Source organism: Bacillus sp. ZY-1-1 (genome assembly GCF_003047165.1).
GTDB lineage: Bacteria > Bacillota > Bacilli > Bacillales > Bacillaceae > Bacillus > Bacillus velezensis.
In genome coordinates this window covers 1,437,837-1,455,192 of record NZ_CP027061.1, presented here as the reverse complement: position 1 = coordinate 1,455,192, position 17,356 = coordinate 1,437,837, and the positions used below count along the sequence as shown (strand labels likewise).

Annotated in this window: 21 protein-coding genes; 5 read left to right on the top strand and 16 right to left on the bottom strand. The window is 45.6% G+C overall.

The annotated features are described in order from the left end of the window. The first annotated feature begins 131 nt into the window (after positions 1-131). Positions 132-377: a DUF2626 domain-containing protein gene (locus C5I45_RS07640; RefSeq protein WP_003153078.1), complete on the top strand. Its 246-nt coding sequence runs from the start codon at positions 132-134 to the stop codon at positions 375-377. Between the two features lie 40 nt (positions 378-417). Here the strand turns inward: C5I45_RS07640 and C5I45_RS07635 are convergent, their stop codons facing one another. Further along, a complete protein-coding gene (locus tag C5I45_RS07635) occupies positions 418-1,056 on the bottom strand; it encodes an MBL fold metallo-hydrolase (RefSeq protein WP_025852931.1) in 639 nt (212 codons plus the stop codon). A 154-nt stretch (positions 1,057-1,210) separates the two neighbouring features. Here C5I45_RS07635 and C5I45_RS07630 point away from each other — a divergent pair, with 154 nt between their 5' ends. Then, entirely contained in the window at positions 1,211-1,384 is a 174-nt protein-coding gene (locus tag C5I45_RS07630) for a DUF2759 domain-containing protein (RefSeq protein WP_003153076.1), read from the top strand. 32 nt (positions 1,385-1,416) lie between these two features. Here the strand turns inward: C5I45_RS07630 and C5I45_RS07625 are convergent, their stop codons facing one another. From C5I45_RS07625 to C5I45_RS07605, 5 genes are all read right to left on the bottom strand, one after another. Continuing rightward, a complete protein-coding gene (locus C5I45_RS07625) occupies positions 1,417-1,731 on the bottom strand; it encodes an MTH1187 family thiamine-binding protein (protein ID WP_025852933.1) in 315 nt (104 codons plus the stop codon). A 5-nt stretch (positions 1,732-1,736) separates the two neighbouring features. Next, positions 1,737-2,774 carry a YqgU-like beta propeller domain-containing protein gene (locus C5I45_RS07620; RefSeq protein WP_025852935.1) on the bottom strand — a complete coding sequence of 346 codons (1,038 nt, stop codon included), beginning with the start codon at positions 2,772-2,774 and terminating at the stop codon, positions 1,737-1,739. 72 nt (positions 2,775-2,846) lie between these two features. Continuing rightward, positions 2,847-3,974 (bottom strand): M14 family metallopeptidase, encoded by a 1,128-nt coding sequence (locus C5I45_RS07615; protein ID WP_107994312.1) that lies wholly within the window; start codon positions 3,972-3,974, stop codon positions 2,847-2,849. A gap of 82 nt (positions 3,975-4,056) precedes the next feature. After that, the gene (gene glcK, locus C5I45_RS07610; protein WP_003153068.1) at positions 4,057-5,019 is read right to left on the bottom strand and encodes a glucose kinase GlcK; all 963 of its coding nucleotides are present in this window, start codon (positions 5,017-5,019) and stop codon (positions 4,057-4,059) included. Between the two features lie 34 nt (positions 5,020-5,053). Further along, positions 5,054-5,263, bottom strand: a complete 210-nt coding sequence (locus C5I45_RS07605) for a YqgQ family protein (protein ID WP_003153065.1) — start codon at positions 5,261-5,263, stop codon at positions 5,054-5,056. Between the two features lie 197 nt (positions 5,264-5,460). Between C5I45_RS07605 and nhaC the strand changes: the two genes are divergently transcribed. Next, positions 5,461-6,825, top strand: coding sequence for a Na+/H+ antiporter NhaC (nhaC, locus tag C5I45_RS07600; protein WP_014305423.1), 1,365 nt, complete (start codon positions 5,461-5,463; stop codon positions 6,823-6,825). A gap of 76 nt (positions 6,826-6,901) precedes the next feature. Here the strand turns inward: nhaC and C5I45_RS07595 are convergent, their stop codons facing one another. The 3 genes from C5I45_RS07595 to rpmG all read right to left on the bottom strand — a co-directional run bounded on the left by C5I45_RS07595 (position 6,902) and on the right by rpmG (position 7,928). Next, on the bottom strand, positions 6,902-7,075 hold the full coding sequence (locus tag C5I45_RS07595; RefSeq protein WP_003153061.1) for a hypothetical protein: 174 nt from the start codon (positions 7,073-7,075) through the stop codon (positions 6,902-6,904). A 70-nt stretch (positions 7,076-7,145) separates the two neighbouring features. Then, positions 7,146-7,700 (bottom strand): 5-formyltetrahydrofolate cyclo-ligase, encoded by a 555-nt coding sequence (locus C5I45_RS07590; protein WP_003153058.1) that lies wholly within the window; start codon positions 7,698-7,700, stop codon positions 7,146-7,148. A 78-nt stretch (positions 7,701-7,778) separates the two neighbouring features. After that, positions 7,779-7,928, bottom strand: a complete 150-nt coding sequence (rpmG, locus tag C5I45_RS07585; RefSeq protein WP_003153056.1) for a 50S ribosomal protein L33 — start codon at positions 7,926-7,928, stop codon at positions 7,779-7,781. Between the two features lie 347 nt (positions 7,929-8,275). On the opposite strand from rpmG, the gene C5I45_RS07580 reads away from it, so the two are divergent. Beyond that, positions 8,276-8,629, top strand: coding sequence for a hypothetical protein (locus tag C5I45_RS07580; protein WP_003153047.1), 354 nt, complete (start codon positions 8,276-8,278; stop codon positions 8,627-8,629). After that, complete coding sequence (locus C5I45_RS07575; protein ID WP_003153042.1) at positions 8,626-9,090, top strand: endolytic transglycosylase MltG; 465 nt, start codon at positions 8,626-8,628, stop codon at positions 9,088-9,090. The genes C5I45_RS07580 and C5I45_RS07575 overlap by 4 nt, the downstream gene beginning before the upstream one ends. A 98-nt stretch (positions 9,091-9,188) precedes the next feature. On the opposite strand, the gene pstB (C5I45_RS07570) is transcribed toward C5I45_RS07575, so the two are convergent. The 7 genes from pstB (C5I45_RS07570) to C5I45_RS07540 all read right to left on the bottom strand — a co-directional run bounded on the left by pstB (C5I45_RS07570) (position 9,189) and on the right by C5I45_RS07540 (position 17,266). Beyond that, the gene (gene pstB, locus C5I45_RS07570; protein ID WP_003153040.1) at positions 9,189-9,971 is read right to left on the bottom strand and encodes a phosphate ABC transporter ATP-binding protein PstB; all 783 of its coding nucleotides are present in this window, start codon (positions 9,969-9,971) and stop codon (positions 9,189-9,191) included. A gap of 11 nt (positions 9,972-9,982) precedes the next feature. Further along, the gene (gene pstB, locus C5I45_RS07565) at positions 9,983-10,789 is read right to left on the bottom strand and encodes a phosphate ABC transporter ATP-binding protein PstB (RefSeq protein WP_107994311.1); all 807 of its coding nucleotides are present in this window, start codon (positions 10,787-10,789) and stop codon (positions 9,983-9,985) included. Between the two features lie 18 nt (positions 10,790-10,807). Then, on the bottom strand, positions 10,808-11,692 hold the full coding sequence (gene pstA, locus C5I45_RS07560; RefSeq protein WP_107994310.1) for a phosphate ABC transporter permease PstA: 885 nt from the start codon (positions 11,690-11,692) through the stop codon (positions 10,808-10,810). Then, positions 11,692-12,621 (bottom strand): phosphate ABC transporter permease subunit PstC, encoded by a 930-nt coding sequence (gene pstC, locus C5I45_RS07555; protein ID WP_107994309.1) that lies wholly within the window; start codon positions 12,619-12,621, stop codon positions 11,692-11,694. The genes pstA and pstC overlap by 1 nt, the downstream gene beginning before the upstream one ends. Before the next feature lie 48 nt (positions 12,622-12,669). Continuing rightward, a complete protein-coding gene (locus tag C5I45_RS07550; protein ID WP_003153032.1) occupies positions 12,670-13,572 on the bottom strand; it encodes a phosphate ABC transporter substrate-binding protein in 903 nt (300 codons plus the stop codon). 155 nt (positions 13,573-13,727) lie between these two features. Continuing rightward, positions 13,728-15,875: a penicillin-binding protein 2A gene (gene pbpA / locus C5I45_RS07545; protein ID WP_014305428.1), complete on the bottom strand. Its 2,148-nt coding sequence runs from the start codon at positions 15,873-15,875 to the stop codon at positions 13,728-13,730. Between the two features lie 101 nt (positions 15,876-15,976). Then, the gene (locus C5I45_RS07540) at positions 15,977-17,266 is read right to left on the bottom strand and encodes an MFS transporter (RefSeq protein ID WP_014305429.1); all 1,290 of its coding nucleotides are present in this window, start codon (positions 17,264-17,266) and stop codon (positions 15,977-15,979) included. Between the last annotated feature and the right edge of the window lie 90 nt (positions 17,267-17,356).

The window sequence follows — 17,356 nt, the reverse complement described above, 5'->3', positions numbered from 1 at the left end:
AGAACGGCATAAGATATAAAACACAGGGAAAGACATAAATTCCACAATAAATATAATAATGAAAATGTTTACATTTTGAGTGCCGATCTATTATAATAAACTTCAGATAGACTCTCGGGAGGGGATAAGGAATGAATCGCATGTTCCGGGTGTTAGGATTTTGGACGGGGATATTTGCAGTCATGTTTTTTCTAGGGGGCATGAAAGACGCTTCTCTTTTGTTTTTTGGACAGACGATCTTTTTCGTATTTCTTTCTTATTTGAATCTGACTGAGCGGATGTATATTTATATTTTCGGAGCTTACTTAACCGTATTTTTCGCCGGATTTACATACTACTCTATTTTTATTATGACACCGGGCGGCGGAACCCACTGAACAGAAAAAGACAGACCGATTATGGTCTGTCTTTTTTCATTTACAGTGAAAAACCATTGATAAACGGGTTTCGCTCCTGCTCTGTCTGGATGTCCGTTTCCGGCCCGTGCCCGCTTAATACAAGTGTATGTCCGGGAAGCGTGAGCAGTTTTTGATGAATGGAATCAAGCAATACGTCCTGACTTCCGCCGTGTAAATCAGTTCGGCCGATGCCTCCCTGAAAGAGCACATCACCTGAAATCACCAGATCTGCGTCCTTCACATAATAAGAAACGCTTCCCGGTGAATGTCCCGGCGTAAACAATGTCTCCAAATGGAAAGGCCCGATGTCCAAAATGCCGTCGCCTTCGATGAGCCGTTCGGCGGGCCGTGCCGTTACGGCAATGCCCCGCAATATGCCTGATCCGTTTAAGGAAGAGTCCTCCAGCCACTTTTCTTCCTTTTTGTGAAGATAGACGGGAACATCCCATCTGTCTCTTACTTCGTCAAGTGCGCCGATATGGTCAAAATGGGCGTGCGTCAGTAAGATGGCCAGCGGCTTCAGATTGTTTTCTTTTATGTAATTGTTGATTTTGTCCGCTTCCCCGCCCGGATCAAAAATAAGACAGGACTGATCCTCACTGACAAGAAAATACGCGTTTGCCTGAATCGGACCGGCCGGCATTCGTCTCCATTTCACTTTCATCACCTCTTTATGTATATGCCCTTATTATGAAGGTTTTCTGCGGAAGATTCAATGAATGCGGCCGGGAAAACGCTATCGACAAACAAAATGAAAACGGTTAAAATGAAATGGAAAGATTTTCAGGTTCCAATGACAAAGGAGGAGCATGATGTTACTTGTTGTAATCTTCGGCCTTGTCGCATTATTAGCTGTATTAGGAGTCCTGCGGGCTGTCAGACAGAGAAATATCCTGGGATTTTTGTTAGCCGCCGCCACCCTGGGTGTGTTTGGCTGGTTTACCGTAATGACCGTTGTAACCAGCGGCTATCCGACTGCACATTAAAAGCCTGTATCCAATGGATACAGGCTTATTTTTTATTGCTGCAAATGTTTGCTGACACTTTTGATTTTGCTCTCCAGCGTCGTTTTTTTATCACGTCTGTCATCAATGCGGATATTTGTCGCCACTCTGTGCAGCCCTTTTTGGAACGGAGCTTCGTGAATGTCCTGAATGACTGCGAATAAGTCGCTCAGCTCACCTTCAATCAACGTGTTCATCGGCGTGAGCTGAAATTTGATTTTGCCGGCAGCTTTGTAACCCTCCAAAATTTTTTGTACATCCGCTACATACTCACTGACGCTCGGTGTTTTTGTTCCGATCGGAATGATTGTGACATCTGCAATTGCCATTTGGTTCAAACTCCTTTTTCATTTGTTATGATTGGTTCTGTCATGCCTGTTTTCAGTGAAATCAGACGGTCATACGTAAAGCCGTATAAAGCGTATTCCCCGTTCGGAGAGATCTGAATCGGCTCCATTTCCGTGTTTTTGAGCACCGTCCGCTCCCGTTCGTCTCCTAAGTCAAAGCTGATCAGATTGTAAGAGCGGCCTCCAGGCTTAAATATGTAAAACCGCTTGTGTGTCTGATCGTAATCATATTCCATCGGCGCGAAGCTCTCATACTTTTTTTGGAGAGGAAAGCTGTGTGTCACGGATGCCGGCTTTTGGAAAAAGAACTCGCCGTCTCCGTCCGATTGATCCGTTTGTCTGACGGCAATCGTCATGCCCGGGCGGGAATCAGCCCAGATGACGTGATGAAGCACTCTTTTTTCTTTTTTCGTCTGCAAGTCATAAGAATATAAAGGACCCTCTTCCTCCGTTTTTCCTTGCTTGATATATTGGAATTCATCAGTGGAGGTCCAATGGACAAAAGGGGCCTGAACGGGACTCTTTTTTAAAATGCCGTTGTTCATATCGGCCGTATAGGCTGTGAAGTCCCATGTTTCAGTAAAAACGGTAATCATCATTTGATACGGGTCATACGGATTCCAAGCCGTCTCCAGCTCATAAGAGTTAAAGGCTTTGTGATAAAGTCTTTTCCCCTGCTTGTTCATAAGCACAAGCTCAGTCTGACCGCTGCTTGTCACCTGTACGAGAATCAGCTGTTTTTTCCGGCTGATCTTTACATTGACAATATTGCCCTTTGTTTCATAGAGCCGTTCGGATTTTCCGCTGAAAAGATCATATTTCATCAGCTGATGATGTGCTGTATACAGAATTGTTCTGTTATCCAGCCATCCTTCCGTTTTTTCCGCTTCCTTTTTACTGAGCGGAACGATTTTCTGTTCTGCCGATTTTGCCGAAACGCCTGTGTCTTGCTGCTGATGAGATGGTTCACAGGCCGCTAAACACAGAACGAATGCGGACAGCAGAACACAAACCAAGTATCTCATCAGCCTTCCCTCCATTCTTTTCTATTGTCCCATATTTGTTTATGTAAACAAATGAGAAATTTCACAGATGTCTCAAAAAACAAGCGACCTCCACAAAATACCTTCCGTCGCTTGATAAATATCAGCAAACTGATGAAAAGGCAAAGGGTTTTTTCCCTTCCCGAGCTCAATGGTATAGCCCTCTTTTCCATACTGCTGTATAAACCAATCCCTAAAACCGGCATGGCTGTCAATGGTTTTAACGCCTTGATAGCGGTTTCCGCTTATCGCTTCAAACTCCCGAATCATCTGGGATGATTGCTCCGGTTCACATCCTTCGTATCCCCAGTAAATCTCTTCTCCCTGCGTATGAAGCGCGATCAGCCGGTCAGGCGGCTGTTCCGTTATCATCCGGTGCATCGCCTGCGCCTCCGGTTCAGTGAGCGGCGCCGTTCCCGGAAAATCACGGTATGAAGGGGCTTTCGGTTTGCGCCTTTGTTCAATATCCCAATTGGATGGGAAATGTTTATTTAAATCCACACCGTTTATATTCGCCTTCCATTCGCGGAAATCCGGGCGGTGCTCATTTAATTCGTTGAGGAATTCATTTTTTTCTGATAAATCTTCACATCCGTAAAGTACGAGATCAACACCGTCGGGATTTACGAGCGGAACGAATGACAATGATGTCCGGCTGAATATATCAAGCACAGACTGCCCGAAAACGGTTTTATTTTCGCATAATGCCGCGCAATATTCTTTACACCATTTAAACGCGACCGAGGTGGTGATCCATTCATTGGCATGAAATGAGGCGTTTACATGGACTTTTCTTTCGGCCGTATCCGCACCTATTTTCAGCTCATAAAGCGGCTTTCCCAATACGGAACTGCCGATTTTACGGCTTGTGACAAACGGAAAGACATCCGTTATTTTCTCAATTTCTTCATAAACCGATTCAGAGCCGTACACCTTTTCTTCCTTCACCCATTGATCAGCGGAAAGAACGCTTTCACAGTGCCGGATGTATCGTGAAAGCCCGCTCAGCGTCTCAAGCGGCGGACCCTCTGACTGCCCGCTCACGGCAAAGCCGGGACAAAATAATTCATCGCTTTCCGCCGTTTTATCAGCGGCTTTCAACAGTTTTTCATCAATTGAAAGCACCTTTGCAATATCTTTCATATGCTGTTTCAATTCAGGTTTGACACGAATTCCCGCCATGTTCATCCCCCTTTTTTAAAAACTATATGACAGGGGAGATAAAAAAAGAAAGCCGCCCGCGATATGGGCAGGCAGACTTTCTTCAGCAGTTTTGATGTTTGAGCCATTCATTTTTGGCAATCCACGCCCCGCCGATGACTCCGGCGTCATTTCCAAGTGCCGCAATCGAAATATCGGCCGCTTCCGCAGAACGCGGGAACGCGGTGATTTTGAAGGTCTCTTCCACTTTTGACCGCAGGATTTCCCCCGCTTTAGACACGCCTCCGCCGAGCACGATTTTTGTCGGATTCATGGCGCTTGCCAGATTTCCGAGCACGAGGCCTAAATGTTTTGCGACATAATCGACGACTTCAAGCGCGGTCTTATCCTGCTGTTTAGCCGCTTCGAACACGTCACGTGCCGTCAGATCGCGCACTTGTAAGAGCGAAGAGTCGGAAACCGCCGCAAGCTTTTCTTTCGCGATGCGGACGATGCCGGTTGCGGACGCAATCGTTTCGATGCAGCCGGATTTTCCGCAATTGCACGGAGCTCCTCCTTCCGGAATACTGCAAATATGACCGATTTCTCCGCCGGCCCCGTTTTTACCGTGAACGATTTCTCCGTTGACGATGATGCCTCCGCCGACTCCGGTTCCGAGCGTCACTAAAATGACATCTTTGGCCCCGTCACCTGCACCCTTCCACATTTCTCCGAGCGCCGCGATATTGGCATCGTTTTCAATGACGGCCGGAATACCCGTTTCCGCCTCGAGATGGTCTTTCAGCGGATAGTTTTTCCACCCCATATTTGTCGTCTCATAGACCATTCCCGTCGTCATTTCCACAGGTCCGGGCGCTCCCATTCCGATCCATTTTACAATCCGTTTCGGCTTGTTCAGTTCTTCCAGCTTCTGATCAAGCGCTTTGGCGATCGTGACCGTAATTGTGTTTCCGGATTTATCGGTCGGAACTTCCCATTTATGCTGAATTTCACCGTACATGTTGATAAAGGCCAGCTTGATGGTTGTTCCGCCCAGATCAATCCCCGCAAACCATGTATCTTCCATAATAATCTCCTTTTCTTATTAAAATCCTGCTGTGTTAACTGCCTCTGATCCGCTCCGATTCTCTCTGAAGAACTCCGGCGGCTTTTTGCCATAAATCTCTTTCAATCACGTTTGACAAGTACATTTCCTTTAATTCATCTTTCATAAAGTCAATTTCGGCTTGTCTGTCACCGAAATAAACAATATGTCCGAATGACTTAAACAGCTGCTGCACGTCATAAAATGAATTCATCTTCTTCACCATTTCTATTCTTCTTAGTATAAGCGTATTTCATCACTGATCCGGGCGTCAAGCAAAAAACGATTGGAGAAAATATCCTTGTATTATTTTCATAAATTGTATATTCACAATTGTAAAAAAACACTCATTTATGCGTTTTTCTGTTACAATACTTTCGTGCCCAAAAGCACAAAAGGATTAAAGTTTGATGGGGTGTTGTTTTGAAACAAGAAAAAAGGCTGACGTTCATCTCAGCCATCAGTTTATTTGTCTTGATGTTAGCAGTCATTATTTCCTGCCTGTTTTTCTTTCATACAGAGCCGCATATGCCGCTGTTCTTTTGCGTCATTATTCTGTCTCTGGCAGGTTTGTGGCTCGGTTTCTCGTGGGAGAGTCTTGAAAAAGGAATTGTCAGCGGATTGAAAAACGGGGTGCAGCCGATTATCGTGCTGGCTTTGATCGGTGTGCTGATCGGCGCCTGGATGTACAGCGGCGCCATTCCCACCGTCACCGTTTACGCTTTGTCAATTATACAGCCGAGTCAGCTGCTTTTGACCGCATTATTTTCCTGCATGATTATCAGCACGCTTGTCGGCTCAAGTCTGACAACTGTCAGTACAATCGGCGTCGCGCTGTTAGGGGTAGCAAGCGCGGCGGGAGTTCCGCTCGAATGGACGGCGGGAGCAGTTATTTGCGGAGCTTGTTTCGGTGATAAAATGTCACCGATGTCCGACACGACGAATTTTGCCGCCGGAATCGGCGAAATTCCGATTTTTAAGCATATTCGCCATATGATGGGCACCACCGTTCCGGCACTGCTGATCACAATCGTTCTTTTTTATATTCTCGGTTCATCTGTTTCAATAAATGCCGCTTCAACGCAAAATATTGAGGCGGTCATTTCCGGAATAAAAGAGGCTGTGCACGTTACGCCTTGGTCGCTTCTTTCACCTCTGTTGGTGATCATTTTAGCTGTGAGACGGGTTTCCGTGATTCCGGTGCTTACCGCCGGTATTATTTCCGCAGGGCTTTTGACTGCTGTTTTTATTCCTGACAGCAGCATTCAAGGATTTATATCCGCCCTGCAAAGCGGGACGGCGTTTAAAACCGGCGACCAGGCTGTGGCCAGCATTATCAACAGAGGCGGGCTCCAATCGATGATGGGATCAGTCTCTCTGATTATGATCGCCTTTGCGCTCGGCGGCCTGATGGAAAAAACGGGCCTGATCGCGGCGCTGCTTCAAGGATTGATAAAAGGCGTGCATACGAAAGGACGTCTTGTCATGGCGACCGTCTTCTCAAGTATAGGCGTAAACCTTGCGACAGGTGAGCAGTATTTGTCGATCTTAATTCCGGGTCAATCTTATAAACCTTTATATGACAAGCTCGGCATTAAGCGGATTCACCTTGCGCGGTCGCTTGAGGACGGCGGAACATTGATCAACCCGCTGATTCCCTGGGGAGTAAGCGGCGCTTTTATGGCAAGCGCATTAGGGGTTTCCGTCGTCGACTACCTGCCGTTTACCTTTTTCCTGTACATTTCTCCTATGATCTCAATTCTGCTCGGTTTCCTGAAAAAAAGCTGACAATACGAGAAAACCTGCCGTTTTTTTCCGGCAGGTTTTCTTATGCAAAAAATCCCGCTTAAAAAACGGGATTTGTTTAAAATGCCTGCTGAATGAATTTGTTTCTGATAAACGGTATTTTTAAAAAGAAATGAATGAATGTCCGTCTGATCCCCGGCTGGCTGAGCACGCTGTTCATCAGACGGTAGCGGTTTTGGTAAACGGCTAAAACAGATACGGCGCATAATGAGTAGATCAACAATTTTTTCATCTTATCCCTCCTGCCCCTATCGTTTGTCAAACAGCGAGAATTATTCCGGTGCAAAAAGTTTTTTATGCGATTAAGCGATGGTTTCGGATTCAGTCACGATCATATCGACCGGAATATCGTGGGGCATGCGGGGAATGCGGTCTGTCAGCTGGCAGTCAAAGAGAAGCGACACGGTACGGCCTTTATAACCGGACAGGTACCGATCATAATATCCTCCGCCGTATCCGATTCTGAAGCCTTCCCGGTCAAAAGCCACGCCGGGCACAATCACAAGGTCAATGTCATTTTGGGCGGCTTTTTCCGTCAGACTCTCGATCGGTTCACTGAGGCCCGCATATACGGTTTCCAGCTGATCATACGCAGAAAATGTACGGAACTCCATTGCTCCCGTCTGCGGAAAGCATTTTGGGATACAGACTTGTTTTTTCTCTTGCCAGGCCTGTTCAATAATCGGCCGTGTCGGAATTTCCAGGCGTGTCGAGATGGTAACGGCGATCACGCGGGCCTGTTTCCATTCTTTTAAAGAAAACAGCGTTTCACGCATGCTGCGGCATTTTTTCTCCCATTCACTTTCTGTCATGTCAGAAAGCTTTGCTTTTATATGGGTTCTGATTTGTGCTTTCACGTTTCTCAAACCTCCCTGAAAGACAAAAAAGCCAGAACTTTATTGAAAGCTCCAGCTTTTTCCGCTGTGTTAAACAGCTTATTTTGTTTCACGGTGTAACGTAGATTTTTTATCACGTGGGCAATATTTTTTAAATTCAACGCGGTCCGGATTGTTGCGTTTGTTCTTTTTAGAAATATAGTTACGCTCACCACATTCAGTGCAAGCCAAAGTAATATTAACGCGCATTATTTTCCCTCCAAACTAAATATCATTTACTTATTCAGACTTATATATAATACCACTATAATGGACGGAATGCTAGAGCTGATTTACATGAAATGTTGTTTAAGTGCAGAAAACATCAGTTTACGCTTCTGATCCTCTGAATGAGCTTGCGTCAGAAGAAGGCAAAATATGACGAAACAGGACAAAAAAGGGCTTTCTGATACGAAATCTATAGAGAAATAACCGTTTGCTCCCCGAGTAAAAAAGATTTTCCGACAAAATTCCGTTTTTTTCTCTATTTCCTTTAGAATGGCGGCGTTTTATGGTATAAAAAAGAAGGGCAAATTAATAATAGAAGGTGATGAAACGTGGAAATTGCTATTATTGCGTTGTTTATCGTCAGTATAGCGCTTATTGCATTCTCATATTCTCAAAGAGATCCGATGAAAGACGTGGAACAGGAGCTAGAAACGCTTCAGCTTTCCGCCATGCAGGAAATTTACAAGTTGAAAAAGAAAATGACGGTGCTTGAAGAAGAATTGCTGGAAACCAACCTCGTGATCCGCAAAGCCAAAAGCAGCGGCATTAACCAAAAAATCGCCAAACAAATCATTTCAAAATATAACAACGGAATGTCTGCGGAAGCCATCGCAAAAGCGGAGCACGTGTCTGTCGAGGACGTCAATACCATTATTAAAGATAATGAGAAGGTGCTCGTATGACAAAACGGGGCATTCAGGCTTTTGCAGCAGGCATGATTTTAGCGACGGCCGTTCTCGCCGCTGTCTTCTATTTGACTGACCATGACCAGGCAGCCGCCGTTAAAACCGAAAAAACAGCATTGACAGAAAAAGAAGTAAACAGCTACCTCGACGATCAGCACAAAGTCTCCGTCAACCGGGATGACTATCAAAAACTGCTTGATTCTAAAGAAAAATCGTTAAACAACGACCAAAACACAGACGCCAAAAAGAAAAAAGTAACATACAAACTGACGATTAAAGACGGAATGAGCACTGCTGACGTGTCATCCATTCTTGAAAAAGAAGGGATTATTCCTTCAGCGAAAGACTTCAATGATTACGTCATTGACGCAGGCTACCACAAAGAAATCCGCGCCGGCCATTTCAAAGTCGATTCAGATATGAGCTTTAAAAAAATCGTCAAAACATTAACCCGCTAAAAAAGCTTGCAGGCATCGTCCATTCAGATGGATACGGCCGGCAGGCTTTTTTAATAGACATATAAAACGGACCCGGTTAATGGCCGGGCCCGTTTTTTTCATCCGAATTTTCCGGTGATATAATCATGTGTTTTTTGATGATCCGGCTGAGAAAATATTTTGCCCGTATCGCCCCACTCCACCAGTTCGCCCATATAGAAAAACGCGGTTTGATCAGAGACCCTCGCAGCCTGCTGCATGTTATGAGTCACAATAACGATTGTATACTTTTCTTTCAATGTCAAAATCAGCTCTTCTATTTTCCGCGTGGACACGGGATCAAGAGCGGACGTCGGTTCATCCATCAGAAGGACGTCCGGTTTGGTGGCGAGCGCTCTTGCGATGCACAGCCGCTGCTGCTGACCGCCTGACAGTGAAAGCGCCTGTTGGTGAAGGCGATCCTTCACTTCATCCCAGAGCGCAGCTGCTTTTAAAGATTCCTCGGCGATTTCAAGCAGTTTCTTTTTATTTTTTTCGCCGTGAATTCTCGGACCGTACACGACATTCTCAAATATTGACTGGGGAAACGGATTTCCTTTTTGAAACACCATACCGATCTGTTTTCTTAATTCTGCCGCATCCGTCTTTTCCTTCAGCAGATTGCGCCCGTTATAGATCATGTCGCCTGTCACTTTGACATTCGGAGCCATTTGCAGCATTAAGTTTAATGTTTTAATAAAAGTGGATTTCCCGCAGCCGGACGGACCGATGATCGCAGTTACCTTCCGCTCCTCAAAACCGATCGTAATGTCTTTTAAAGCCTGATGGGCTCCGTACCATACGTTCATGCCGTGAATATCAAATAAATTCTGTGTGTGCACCGCTTCCTTCACAAGGCTCACAGTCCTTCCCCCTATCCGAACTTTCCGTTAATGTAGTCATCTGTCTTTTGCGCTTTAGGACTCGTGAAAATTTGTTCTGTCTGCCCGTATTCCACCACTTCCCCGTTTAAAAAGAAAGCCGTTCGGTCAGACACCCTCAGCGCCTGCTGCATGTTATGCGTAACGATAATAATCGAATAATCTTTTTTCAGTTCTGTCAAAAGCGTCTCGATTCTGGCGTTTGAAATAGGGTCCAGAGCTGAAGCCGGTTCATCTAAAAGAAGCACGGCAGGTTTCATCGCCAGCGTACGGGCGATACAAAGGCGCTGCTGCTGGCCGCCTGATAACGACAGAGCCGATGAATGAAGCCGGTCTTTGACTTCATCCCAAAGCGCCGCCTTCGTTAAGCTTTCCTCGACCGCCTCATCCAAAACGGCTTTTCTGCGTTCCCCCGCATACTTCAGCGCATGTGTGATGTTATTGTAAATGGATTTCGGGAACGGATTCGGTTTTTGAAACACCATACCGATCTCCCGTCTGAGATACACGACATTAATCGCTTCACCCAAAATATTCAGCCCTTCATAAAGGATTTCTCCCTCACTTCTCGCCGAAGCAATGGCATCGTTCATTCTGTTAATCTGTCTCAAAAATGTTGATTTCCCGCAGCCGGACGGACCGATCAGAGCCGTCACCGCATGTTTTTCAATATTCATGTTTACATCTTTTACCGCTTGTTTGTCACCGTAATAAATTGATAAATGCTTCACTTCCAAAATCGAAGACTCCGGCAAACGCTTTGTCTGTTCCGCTTGTTCCCTGATGATGTGATCGATCATGTTTTCGCCTCTTTCCGATTAATTTGCCGTAAGCTTTTTATAAATGACAGACCCGAGCCATCTCGCAGAAAGGTTAAACAAGAGAACCGAAATCACCAGCACCGCCGAGCCGCCGTTTGCAATCGCTTCGGCGTCAGGGATGATTCCCTGCGTATTGACACTCCATATATGAACCGCCAGCGTCTCAGCCGGCCTGAAAATGTTGAAAGGAGATGATTCAGAAAACGGGTTCAAATCCGTAAAGTTCAGCCGCGGCGTTGTCAGCCCCGCTGTAAATAACAATGCGGCCGCTTCTCCGAATACTCTTCCTGATGCCAGAATGGCTCCGGTTAAAATTGAAGGAATCGCACTCGGAATCATCACCGTTTTGACGGTATGCCATCTCGATACGCCTAAAGCGAGAGAAGCTTCTTTCAGGTCCTTAGGGACTGCAGTGAGCGCGCCTTCTGTCACCCGGACCATAACGGGAAGGTTAAAGACCGTTAATGCGAGCGCGCCCCCGATAATCGTGTAGCCCCATCCGGTCAGGTTTACAAACATCAGCATGCCGAACATCCCGATGACAATGGACGGAAGCGAAGACAGCACCTCAATACACGTTCTGATAAAATCAGTGATTTTATTTTGGGGCGCATATTCAGCCATAAAGACGCCGCCCCCCACACCAAGCGGTATCGTGATCAGCATGGTGATAAACAGAATGTAAAAAGAGTTAAAAAGCTGATCCCGTATTCCGCCGCCTGAGGCAATGGCGCTTGATTTTGACGTAAGAAAACGCAAGGAGATTTCAGAGACGCCGTGAATAAGAATGTACAAAAACAATCCTGCCAAAATCGCCGCGATTACAGCGGCGCATAACCCGAATACACCGGTGGCCAATTTATCCGTTATTTTCCGGTTCATTACACTTTCCTCCTAGATGACAAATAGCGTATGAGCAATATAAACAGAAACGACATGATGAGAAGAACAAGCCCCATAGACCATAACGTATTATTTTCAATACTGCCGTATGTGGTATGGCCCATGTTTAACGTGATAATCGTCGTTAATGTTCCCGCCGTATCAAGCAGGCTTTCCGGCAGAAGCTTTGTATTTCCGATAACCATCTGTACGGCGAGTGCTTCTCCGAACGCTCTTGCCATCCCGAGCACGACAGCGGTCAGCAATGTCGGAAACGCCGCCGGGATAAGCACCTTTCTGATTGTCTGCCACCTCGTCGCACCAAGCGCATATGAACCGTCGCGAAGGTGTTTCGGAAGTGACGCAAGCGCATCAGCGGAAATCGATGTAACAGTCGGCAGAATCATTACCGAGAGTACGATCGTCCCCGCCAAAAGGCTGTGACCCGTTCCGCTTGATTTAAAAGCGCCGATAAACGGAACCAATACTGTAAGACCTATGAATCCATAAACGACGGACGGAATGCCGACAAGCAGCTCAATTACCGGCTGCAGCACCTTTTTTCCCCAAGTCGGTGCAATTTCCGTCATAAACACGGCACCCGCAATACCGAGGGGCGCTGCGATCAGAGCGGACAGAACCGTGACCGCAAATGACCCGAAAATAAAAGGCAGCGCGCCGAACTCAGGTTTTGCCTGGGTTGGATTCCAATTCAGACTTGTTAAGAACTCAATCGGGCTTACACCATTTACAAAAAAAGATTGCAGCCCCTTTATGCCGAGAAAAATTGTGATCGCCGCTGATGCCGCAATGATAATCGCGGCACACACAGACACAATCACCCTTCCGCGGACTTCATCCAATTGCCTGTTTTGTTTTGAGCTTATTAAGCGTTCGCTTACAGACTCTTTTTCTCTGTGATTTATCATTTGTTTACACTCCTATAAAGAAGAAGAGGCGGGGAGCCCGCCCTCCCCTCAGCTTTGCTTGCCGTTTGCGTCACGTGTGACTTTCATATCAGAGATCGGAATGTAGCCCTGATCTTTTACGATACTTTTCTGTACTTCATCGCTGTTCATATAGTCAAGAAACGTTTTTGTAAGGCCTGACGCTTCACCTTTCGTATAAGAGTGCTCGTAAGCCCAAATCGGATACTCGCCTGTGACGACGTTTTTCTCTTCCGGTTTGATGCCTCCGATCGATAAAGGCGTTACTTTGTCATCGTTTATATAAGAGAATGCCAGATAACCGATTGCTCCCGGCGTTTCCGCAATGATTTTTTTGACTGTATTGGAGGAATCCTCTGTAATGCCCTCTGCAGGCTCTGCTCCGTCAAGAGCATATTTGACGAACGTAGCGCGTGTTCCAGATGAATCAGGACGGTTCACGAGTGTAATTTTTTGATCTTTACCGCCAAGCTCTTTCCAGTTTTTAATTTTGCCTGTAAAGACGTCTGTCAGCTGTTTTTTGGTTATATCCTTTACGCCCGCACCGGGGTTGACCGCAGCCGCCATCGCCACTACCGCTACTCGGTGGTCTTTTAGGGCTTTCGCATCAATGCCTTCTTTTTCTTCAGCGAAGACATCTGAGTTGCCGATTTGCACTGCCCCTTCAGACACTTGCGAAAGTCCTGTTCCTGAACCTCCCGCTTGCACCTGCACATCAGCATCCGGATGTTTTTCCATAAACTTTTCCGCCGCTGCCAGTACTAACGGCTGCATGGCTGATGAACCAGAAATGGTTAAAGAACCTGATGCTTTTTTATCCTCACTTGCAGATTGACTGTCTGTCTTGCCGCTTTCCTTTGCATTTCCGCATGCTGCAGCAACAATCATAACAGCAGCCATCAGAAGCGTAAGCATCCATTTGTTTTTTTTCATTTCCTGAATTCCCCCTGCATTTAATGTGTAATTTGTCCTACACGTATAGAGTAAAGGGTTCTTGTAAAATGCGTATAAATCAAGTGTTAAGGTTTTGTAAATCCGGATGTTTTTTTGTATAAAAAAAACGCTCACAGGTTGTGAGCGTTTTTCTGTTAGTTGCTTGTATTGCCGTTTTCAGCGTCTTCCTGAATTTTATCTTCGTTTTTCTGCTTCGTATTATTATCTTCTTGTTTCTTTTTCAGCTCGAAGTATTTGTCCAGAGCTGCTCTTCCTATATCATTCGTAATCGAATATCGATCGCTGTAATTAATATAGGCCCAAGGAACGACTACAGAAATAGCCACTTCCGGATTATCAGCAGGTGCATACGCGACAAGAGTCGTATTATACGTTCCTTCACCCGTCTCTGATTTGTCAGGACCGTCATAGAAAGATTGCGCCGTACCCGTTTTACCGGCAGGACTGTATGTCGCCGTCGCAAAATCAGTTGCGGCTGTCCCTTTTGTCATGACACGTCTGAAACCTGCCTGCACTTCTTTAATGTCTGCATGATTCATATCAATCTTGTTCAGTACTTGAGGCTGAACAGACTCTACAACGGCTCCGATTCCTTTTTTCGAATCAGGCTGTCTGACCTCTTTTACAAGCTGAGGTTTCAAACGATAGCCTCCATTGGCGATCGTTGATACATACTGCGCCATTTGCAGCGGTGTAAACGTATCATACTGCCCGATGGCAAAGTCTAACAGAAGACCGGAAATTCGCTGTGTCCCTTGGTACCCGGTTGCTTCATTCGGAAGATCAATCCCCGTCTTAACTCCGAGTCCGAACTGATTGAAGTAGTATCTGAAAGTATCGAATGCCTTCATATCAAGCGGCAGGGACTGGCCTTTTTTGTACTCCCCTTTACCGACAGCAATCGCCGTTTTGAACATGAACACGTTTGAGGATTCCTGAAGCGCTTTTTGGATATCTACGGGACCTAAATTCGTCCATGATTTTTTCGGGTTTTTACTTCCCTTGAAATACATAGGTTCATCCTGGAAAACGGTGTTCAAATTAATCGCGCCCGTCTGCAGTCCGGTCAACACCGTCGCTCCTTTGACCGCCGATCCCATTGCGTAGGAGGAAGTCATTGCGCCGAGGGCATAATCATTAATTTTGTACTTTCCATGATCATTCGTAATCTGTTTGCCGGCCATCGTCAGCACTTCTCCGTTTTTCGGGTTCATCATGACGACGAAGGCCCGATCAAGAAGCTTCGTGCTCGGTCTCGCTTTTGCCGATCTTAAATTTTTCTCAATGATTTTTTCAACGGATTTCTGCAGGTCCATATCAATGGATAATACAAGGTCTTTGCCGGCCTGTCCTTTTGAAATCACTTTGCTGCCCGTGACATTTCCGGATGAGTCGGTTAAGTTCTGCACTTTCTCTTTTTGACCCTGCAGCAGGCTTTCATATTGATATTCTAAATAGCTTTTTCCGACCCTGTCATTCCGGCTGTAGCCGAGTGACAGATAGTGATCCAGCAGATTGGAAGGAAGACCTTCGTTCGCACTGGATACACTGCCGAGCAATGTCCGGATCAGGCTTTTATAAGGATAAGACCGTTCCCAGTCAGACGTCACGTCAACTCCCGGCAGTTCATCTAAATGTTCGCTGACGACGGCCATTTCTTTTGCCGACACCCCTTCATTTTTGATGTATTGAGGCGTCAGTGAGTAGCCTGAATCCATCTGCCTTTTGATCGCAAGGATCTGCATATCTTTTGAAGTGAGCTCATTCAGCTGTTTGTCTGTGATACGTTTCAGCTGAAGCTGATATAAATCATCTTCAGACAGTTTTTTGTCTTCAGCTTTTTGCTTTTCTTCGGCCGTAATCAGTTTTTTCGCTTCATCAGGCCTCGTTAACATCCAATAGTCTTTTTTATCCCGCTCAGTCACCTTTTTGGTGCTTACCTTAATCATACCCGACAGTTTTTTTGCGATTTTTAAACGCTGCGCCTGGGTGGTTGAGGCTGAACGTGTATATGTAATCGCATTTAATGCTTTATTCGTTACGATGGGATTTAGGTTCCGGTCGTATATTTTCCCTCTCGGAACCGCCGTGCTGACATCAGACTCCTCCTGCTTATTAGCGGCGTTTTTATAATCATCACCCTGAACGATCTGCTTGATGCCAAGCTCGACGATAATCCAAGTGAAAATAAGAAACGCGGCCAAAAACAAAAAATTAAGCCGGATCGGCAGTGATTTTTTCTTTTCTTTGTTTACAGCTATTTTCTTTTTATTTCTCCTCATGACATCACCTTTTCTTATTTACAGAAAGAAATGACACCTTCTGTTCAGGTGCCATTTTTCATTCTAAAGGTTTTTTCGATATTTTTCTACAGATAACCCTTTTATCTTTCTCCTTTTATAAAATTCGGTTCCGCCGCCTGTTTTTGTCGGTCTTCTTCTACTGTTTCATCAGAAGTTTCCGTATCCAGTCTGATGTCTTTTATAAAGTAATAAATCAGCGGATGGCCGGCTCCGAGCAGCACGAGCGCCGCCGGTATTCCCACTTTTTCCTTGAATAATGTAACGATTACAAGGAAACAAAGGATGGAAACGATCCGGCCCGCATTTAAAAATAACTCCCTGAGCACAATGTATTCAATTCTGGCTTTTCTGGCAAGCCGCGCCCGGCCTATCACATCATATGTAAGCGAGACATACGGCACGAGCAGAACTGGATAGCCGATCGCAATAAACACTCCGTACAAAAGGAGCGTCGTGAAGCTCATTTTAAAAATGATAAGAAACAGGGCGCCGTACAAGATCAATCCGCCGATAAGAATCGCCTTTTTCCGCGCTCTTTTTTTGATGAGCCTTGATGCAAAATAATAGGCAAAAAAAGAAACCGCGGAATTGACGAGACCGAATGTTCCGAGCGCCAGCTCACTGTTTGTCGCAATGAATACAAATACGCTGATTAAAAAAACAAAAATCCCCTCTCTCAAGCCTTGAAAAAAGTGCGCGTTGGTAATCCGGCGCCAATTCAGATTCGTGTGGCGCTCATCAAAAACTTTTTTCAGCATAAACCGGCCTTTCGACTCCCTCCGCTTCAGAAAAAAGCTCATGACCACGGCAAGGGCAAATAAGCCGAGCGACAGGCTGAAAATGATTGTATAACCCGTATTGTTTTCAAGTCTTGAAATGACATATCCGGCCACAATCGGACCGATCATGCCCGCCGATGAAGACAAAATGCCTAAAAACCCGTTAAAAAAATCTCTCGTTTCCGGTTCCGTAATTTCGAACGTCAGCACATTAAAAGCCAGCCAGTAAAAGCCGTATCCAACTCCGAGCACGGCCCCTATCAAAACGAGACGGGAAGCCGCAGTTTCTCCGGCAAGCAGCACACTTAAATAAAAAGCGGCCAAAAAGATAACGCCGAACCTGAGAATAAACACCCTGTCGATTTTTTTAGCCAGCCGGCCCGCCAGAAGAAAGGTAACCGGCTGCATCGTTACGACCGACAAATTGTATATGGCCAAATCAATAAATTTTCCCGACTGCTTCCACAAATACACGTTGACAAATGTATTTGACAGCGCGATGCCCAATGAGTAAAGGCCGCCAATCGTCAATAACAGCAGCAGCCCTTTATTTATTTCGATGTCGCCGATAATTTTTTTTATTTTGCTCATCATTGACTCCCCTTTACTACACATTAGTTTGTCTCACTCAAACTGAGATATGTAAAAGGATTCAAAGTCAATAAAAAAACAAGGCCTCCC

What these genes read in the sequence shown, in the direction of transcription:
- C5I45_RS07640 (WP_003153078.1), top strand. Translation starts at nt 132, where the DNA reads ATGAATCGCATGTTCCGGGTGTTAGGATTTTGGACGGGGATATTTGCA.
- C5I45_RS07630 (WP_003153076.1), top strand. Translation starts at nt 1,211, where the DNA reads ATGTTACTTGTTGTAATCTTCGGCCTTGTCGCATTATTAGCTGTATTA.
- C5I45_RS07625 (WP_025852933.1), bottom strand. Translation starts at nt 1,731, where the DNA reads ATGGCAATTGCAGATGTCACAATCATTCCGATCGGAACAAAAACACCG.
- C5I45_RS07620 (WP_025852935.1), bottom strand. Translation starts at nt 2,774, where the DNA reads ATGAGATACTTGGTTTGTGTTCTGCTGTCCGCATTCGTTCTGTGTTTA.
- C5I45_RS07615 (WP_107994312.1), bottom strand. Translation starts at nt 3,974, where the DNA reads ATGGCGGGAATTCGTGTCAAACCTGAATTGAAACAGCATATGAAAGAT.
- glcK (WP_003153068.1), bottom strand. Translation starts at nt 5,019, where the DNA reads ATGGAAGATACATGGTTTGCGGGGATTGATCTGGGCGGAACAACCATC.
- C5I45_RS07605 (WP_003153065.1), bottom strand. Translation starts at nt 5,263, where the DNA reads ATGGTGAAGAAGATGAATTCATTTTATGACGTGCAGCAGCTGTTTAAG.
- C5I45_RS07595 (WP_003153061.1), bottom strand. Translation starts at nt 7,075, where the DNA reads ATGAAAAAATTGTTGATCTACTCATTATGCGCCGTATCTGTTTTAGCC.
- rpmG (WP_003153056.1), bottom strand. Translation starts at nt 7,928, where the DNA reads ATGCGCGTTAATATTACTTTGGCTTGCACTGAATGTGGTGAGCGTAAC.
- C5I45_RS07575 (WP_003153042.1), top strand. Translation starts at nt 8,626, where the DNA reads ATGACAAAACGGGGCATTCAGGCTTTTGCAGCAGGCATGATTTTAGCG.
- pstB (WP_107994311.1), bottom strand. Translation starts at nt 10,789, where the DNA reads ATGATCGATCACATCATCAGGGAACAAGCGGAACAGACAAAGCGTTTG.
- pstA (WP_107994310.1), bottom strand. Translation starts at nt 11,692, where the DNA reads ATGAACCGGAAAATAACGGATAAATTGGCCACCGGTGTATTCGGGTTA.
- pstC (WP_107994309.1), bottom strand. Translation starts at nt 12,621, where the DNA reads ATGATAAATCACAGAGAAAAAGAGTCTGTAAGCGAACGCTTAATAAGC.
- C5I45_RS07550 (WP_003153032.1), bottom strand. Translation starts at nt 13,572, where the DNA reads ATGAAAAAAAACAAATGGATGCTTACGCTTCTGATGGCTGCTGTTATG.
- pbpA (WP_014305428.1), bottom strand. Translation starts at nt 15,875, where the DNA reads ATGAGGAGAAATAAAAAGAAAATAGCTGTAAACAAAGAAAAGAAAAAA.
- C5I45_RS07540 (WP_014305429.1), bottom strand. Translation starts at nt 17,266, where the DNA reads ATGAGCAAAATAAAAAAAATTATCGGCGACATCGAAATAAATAAAGGG.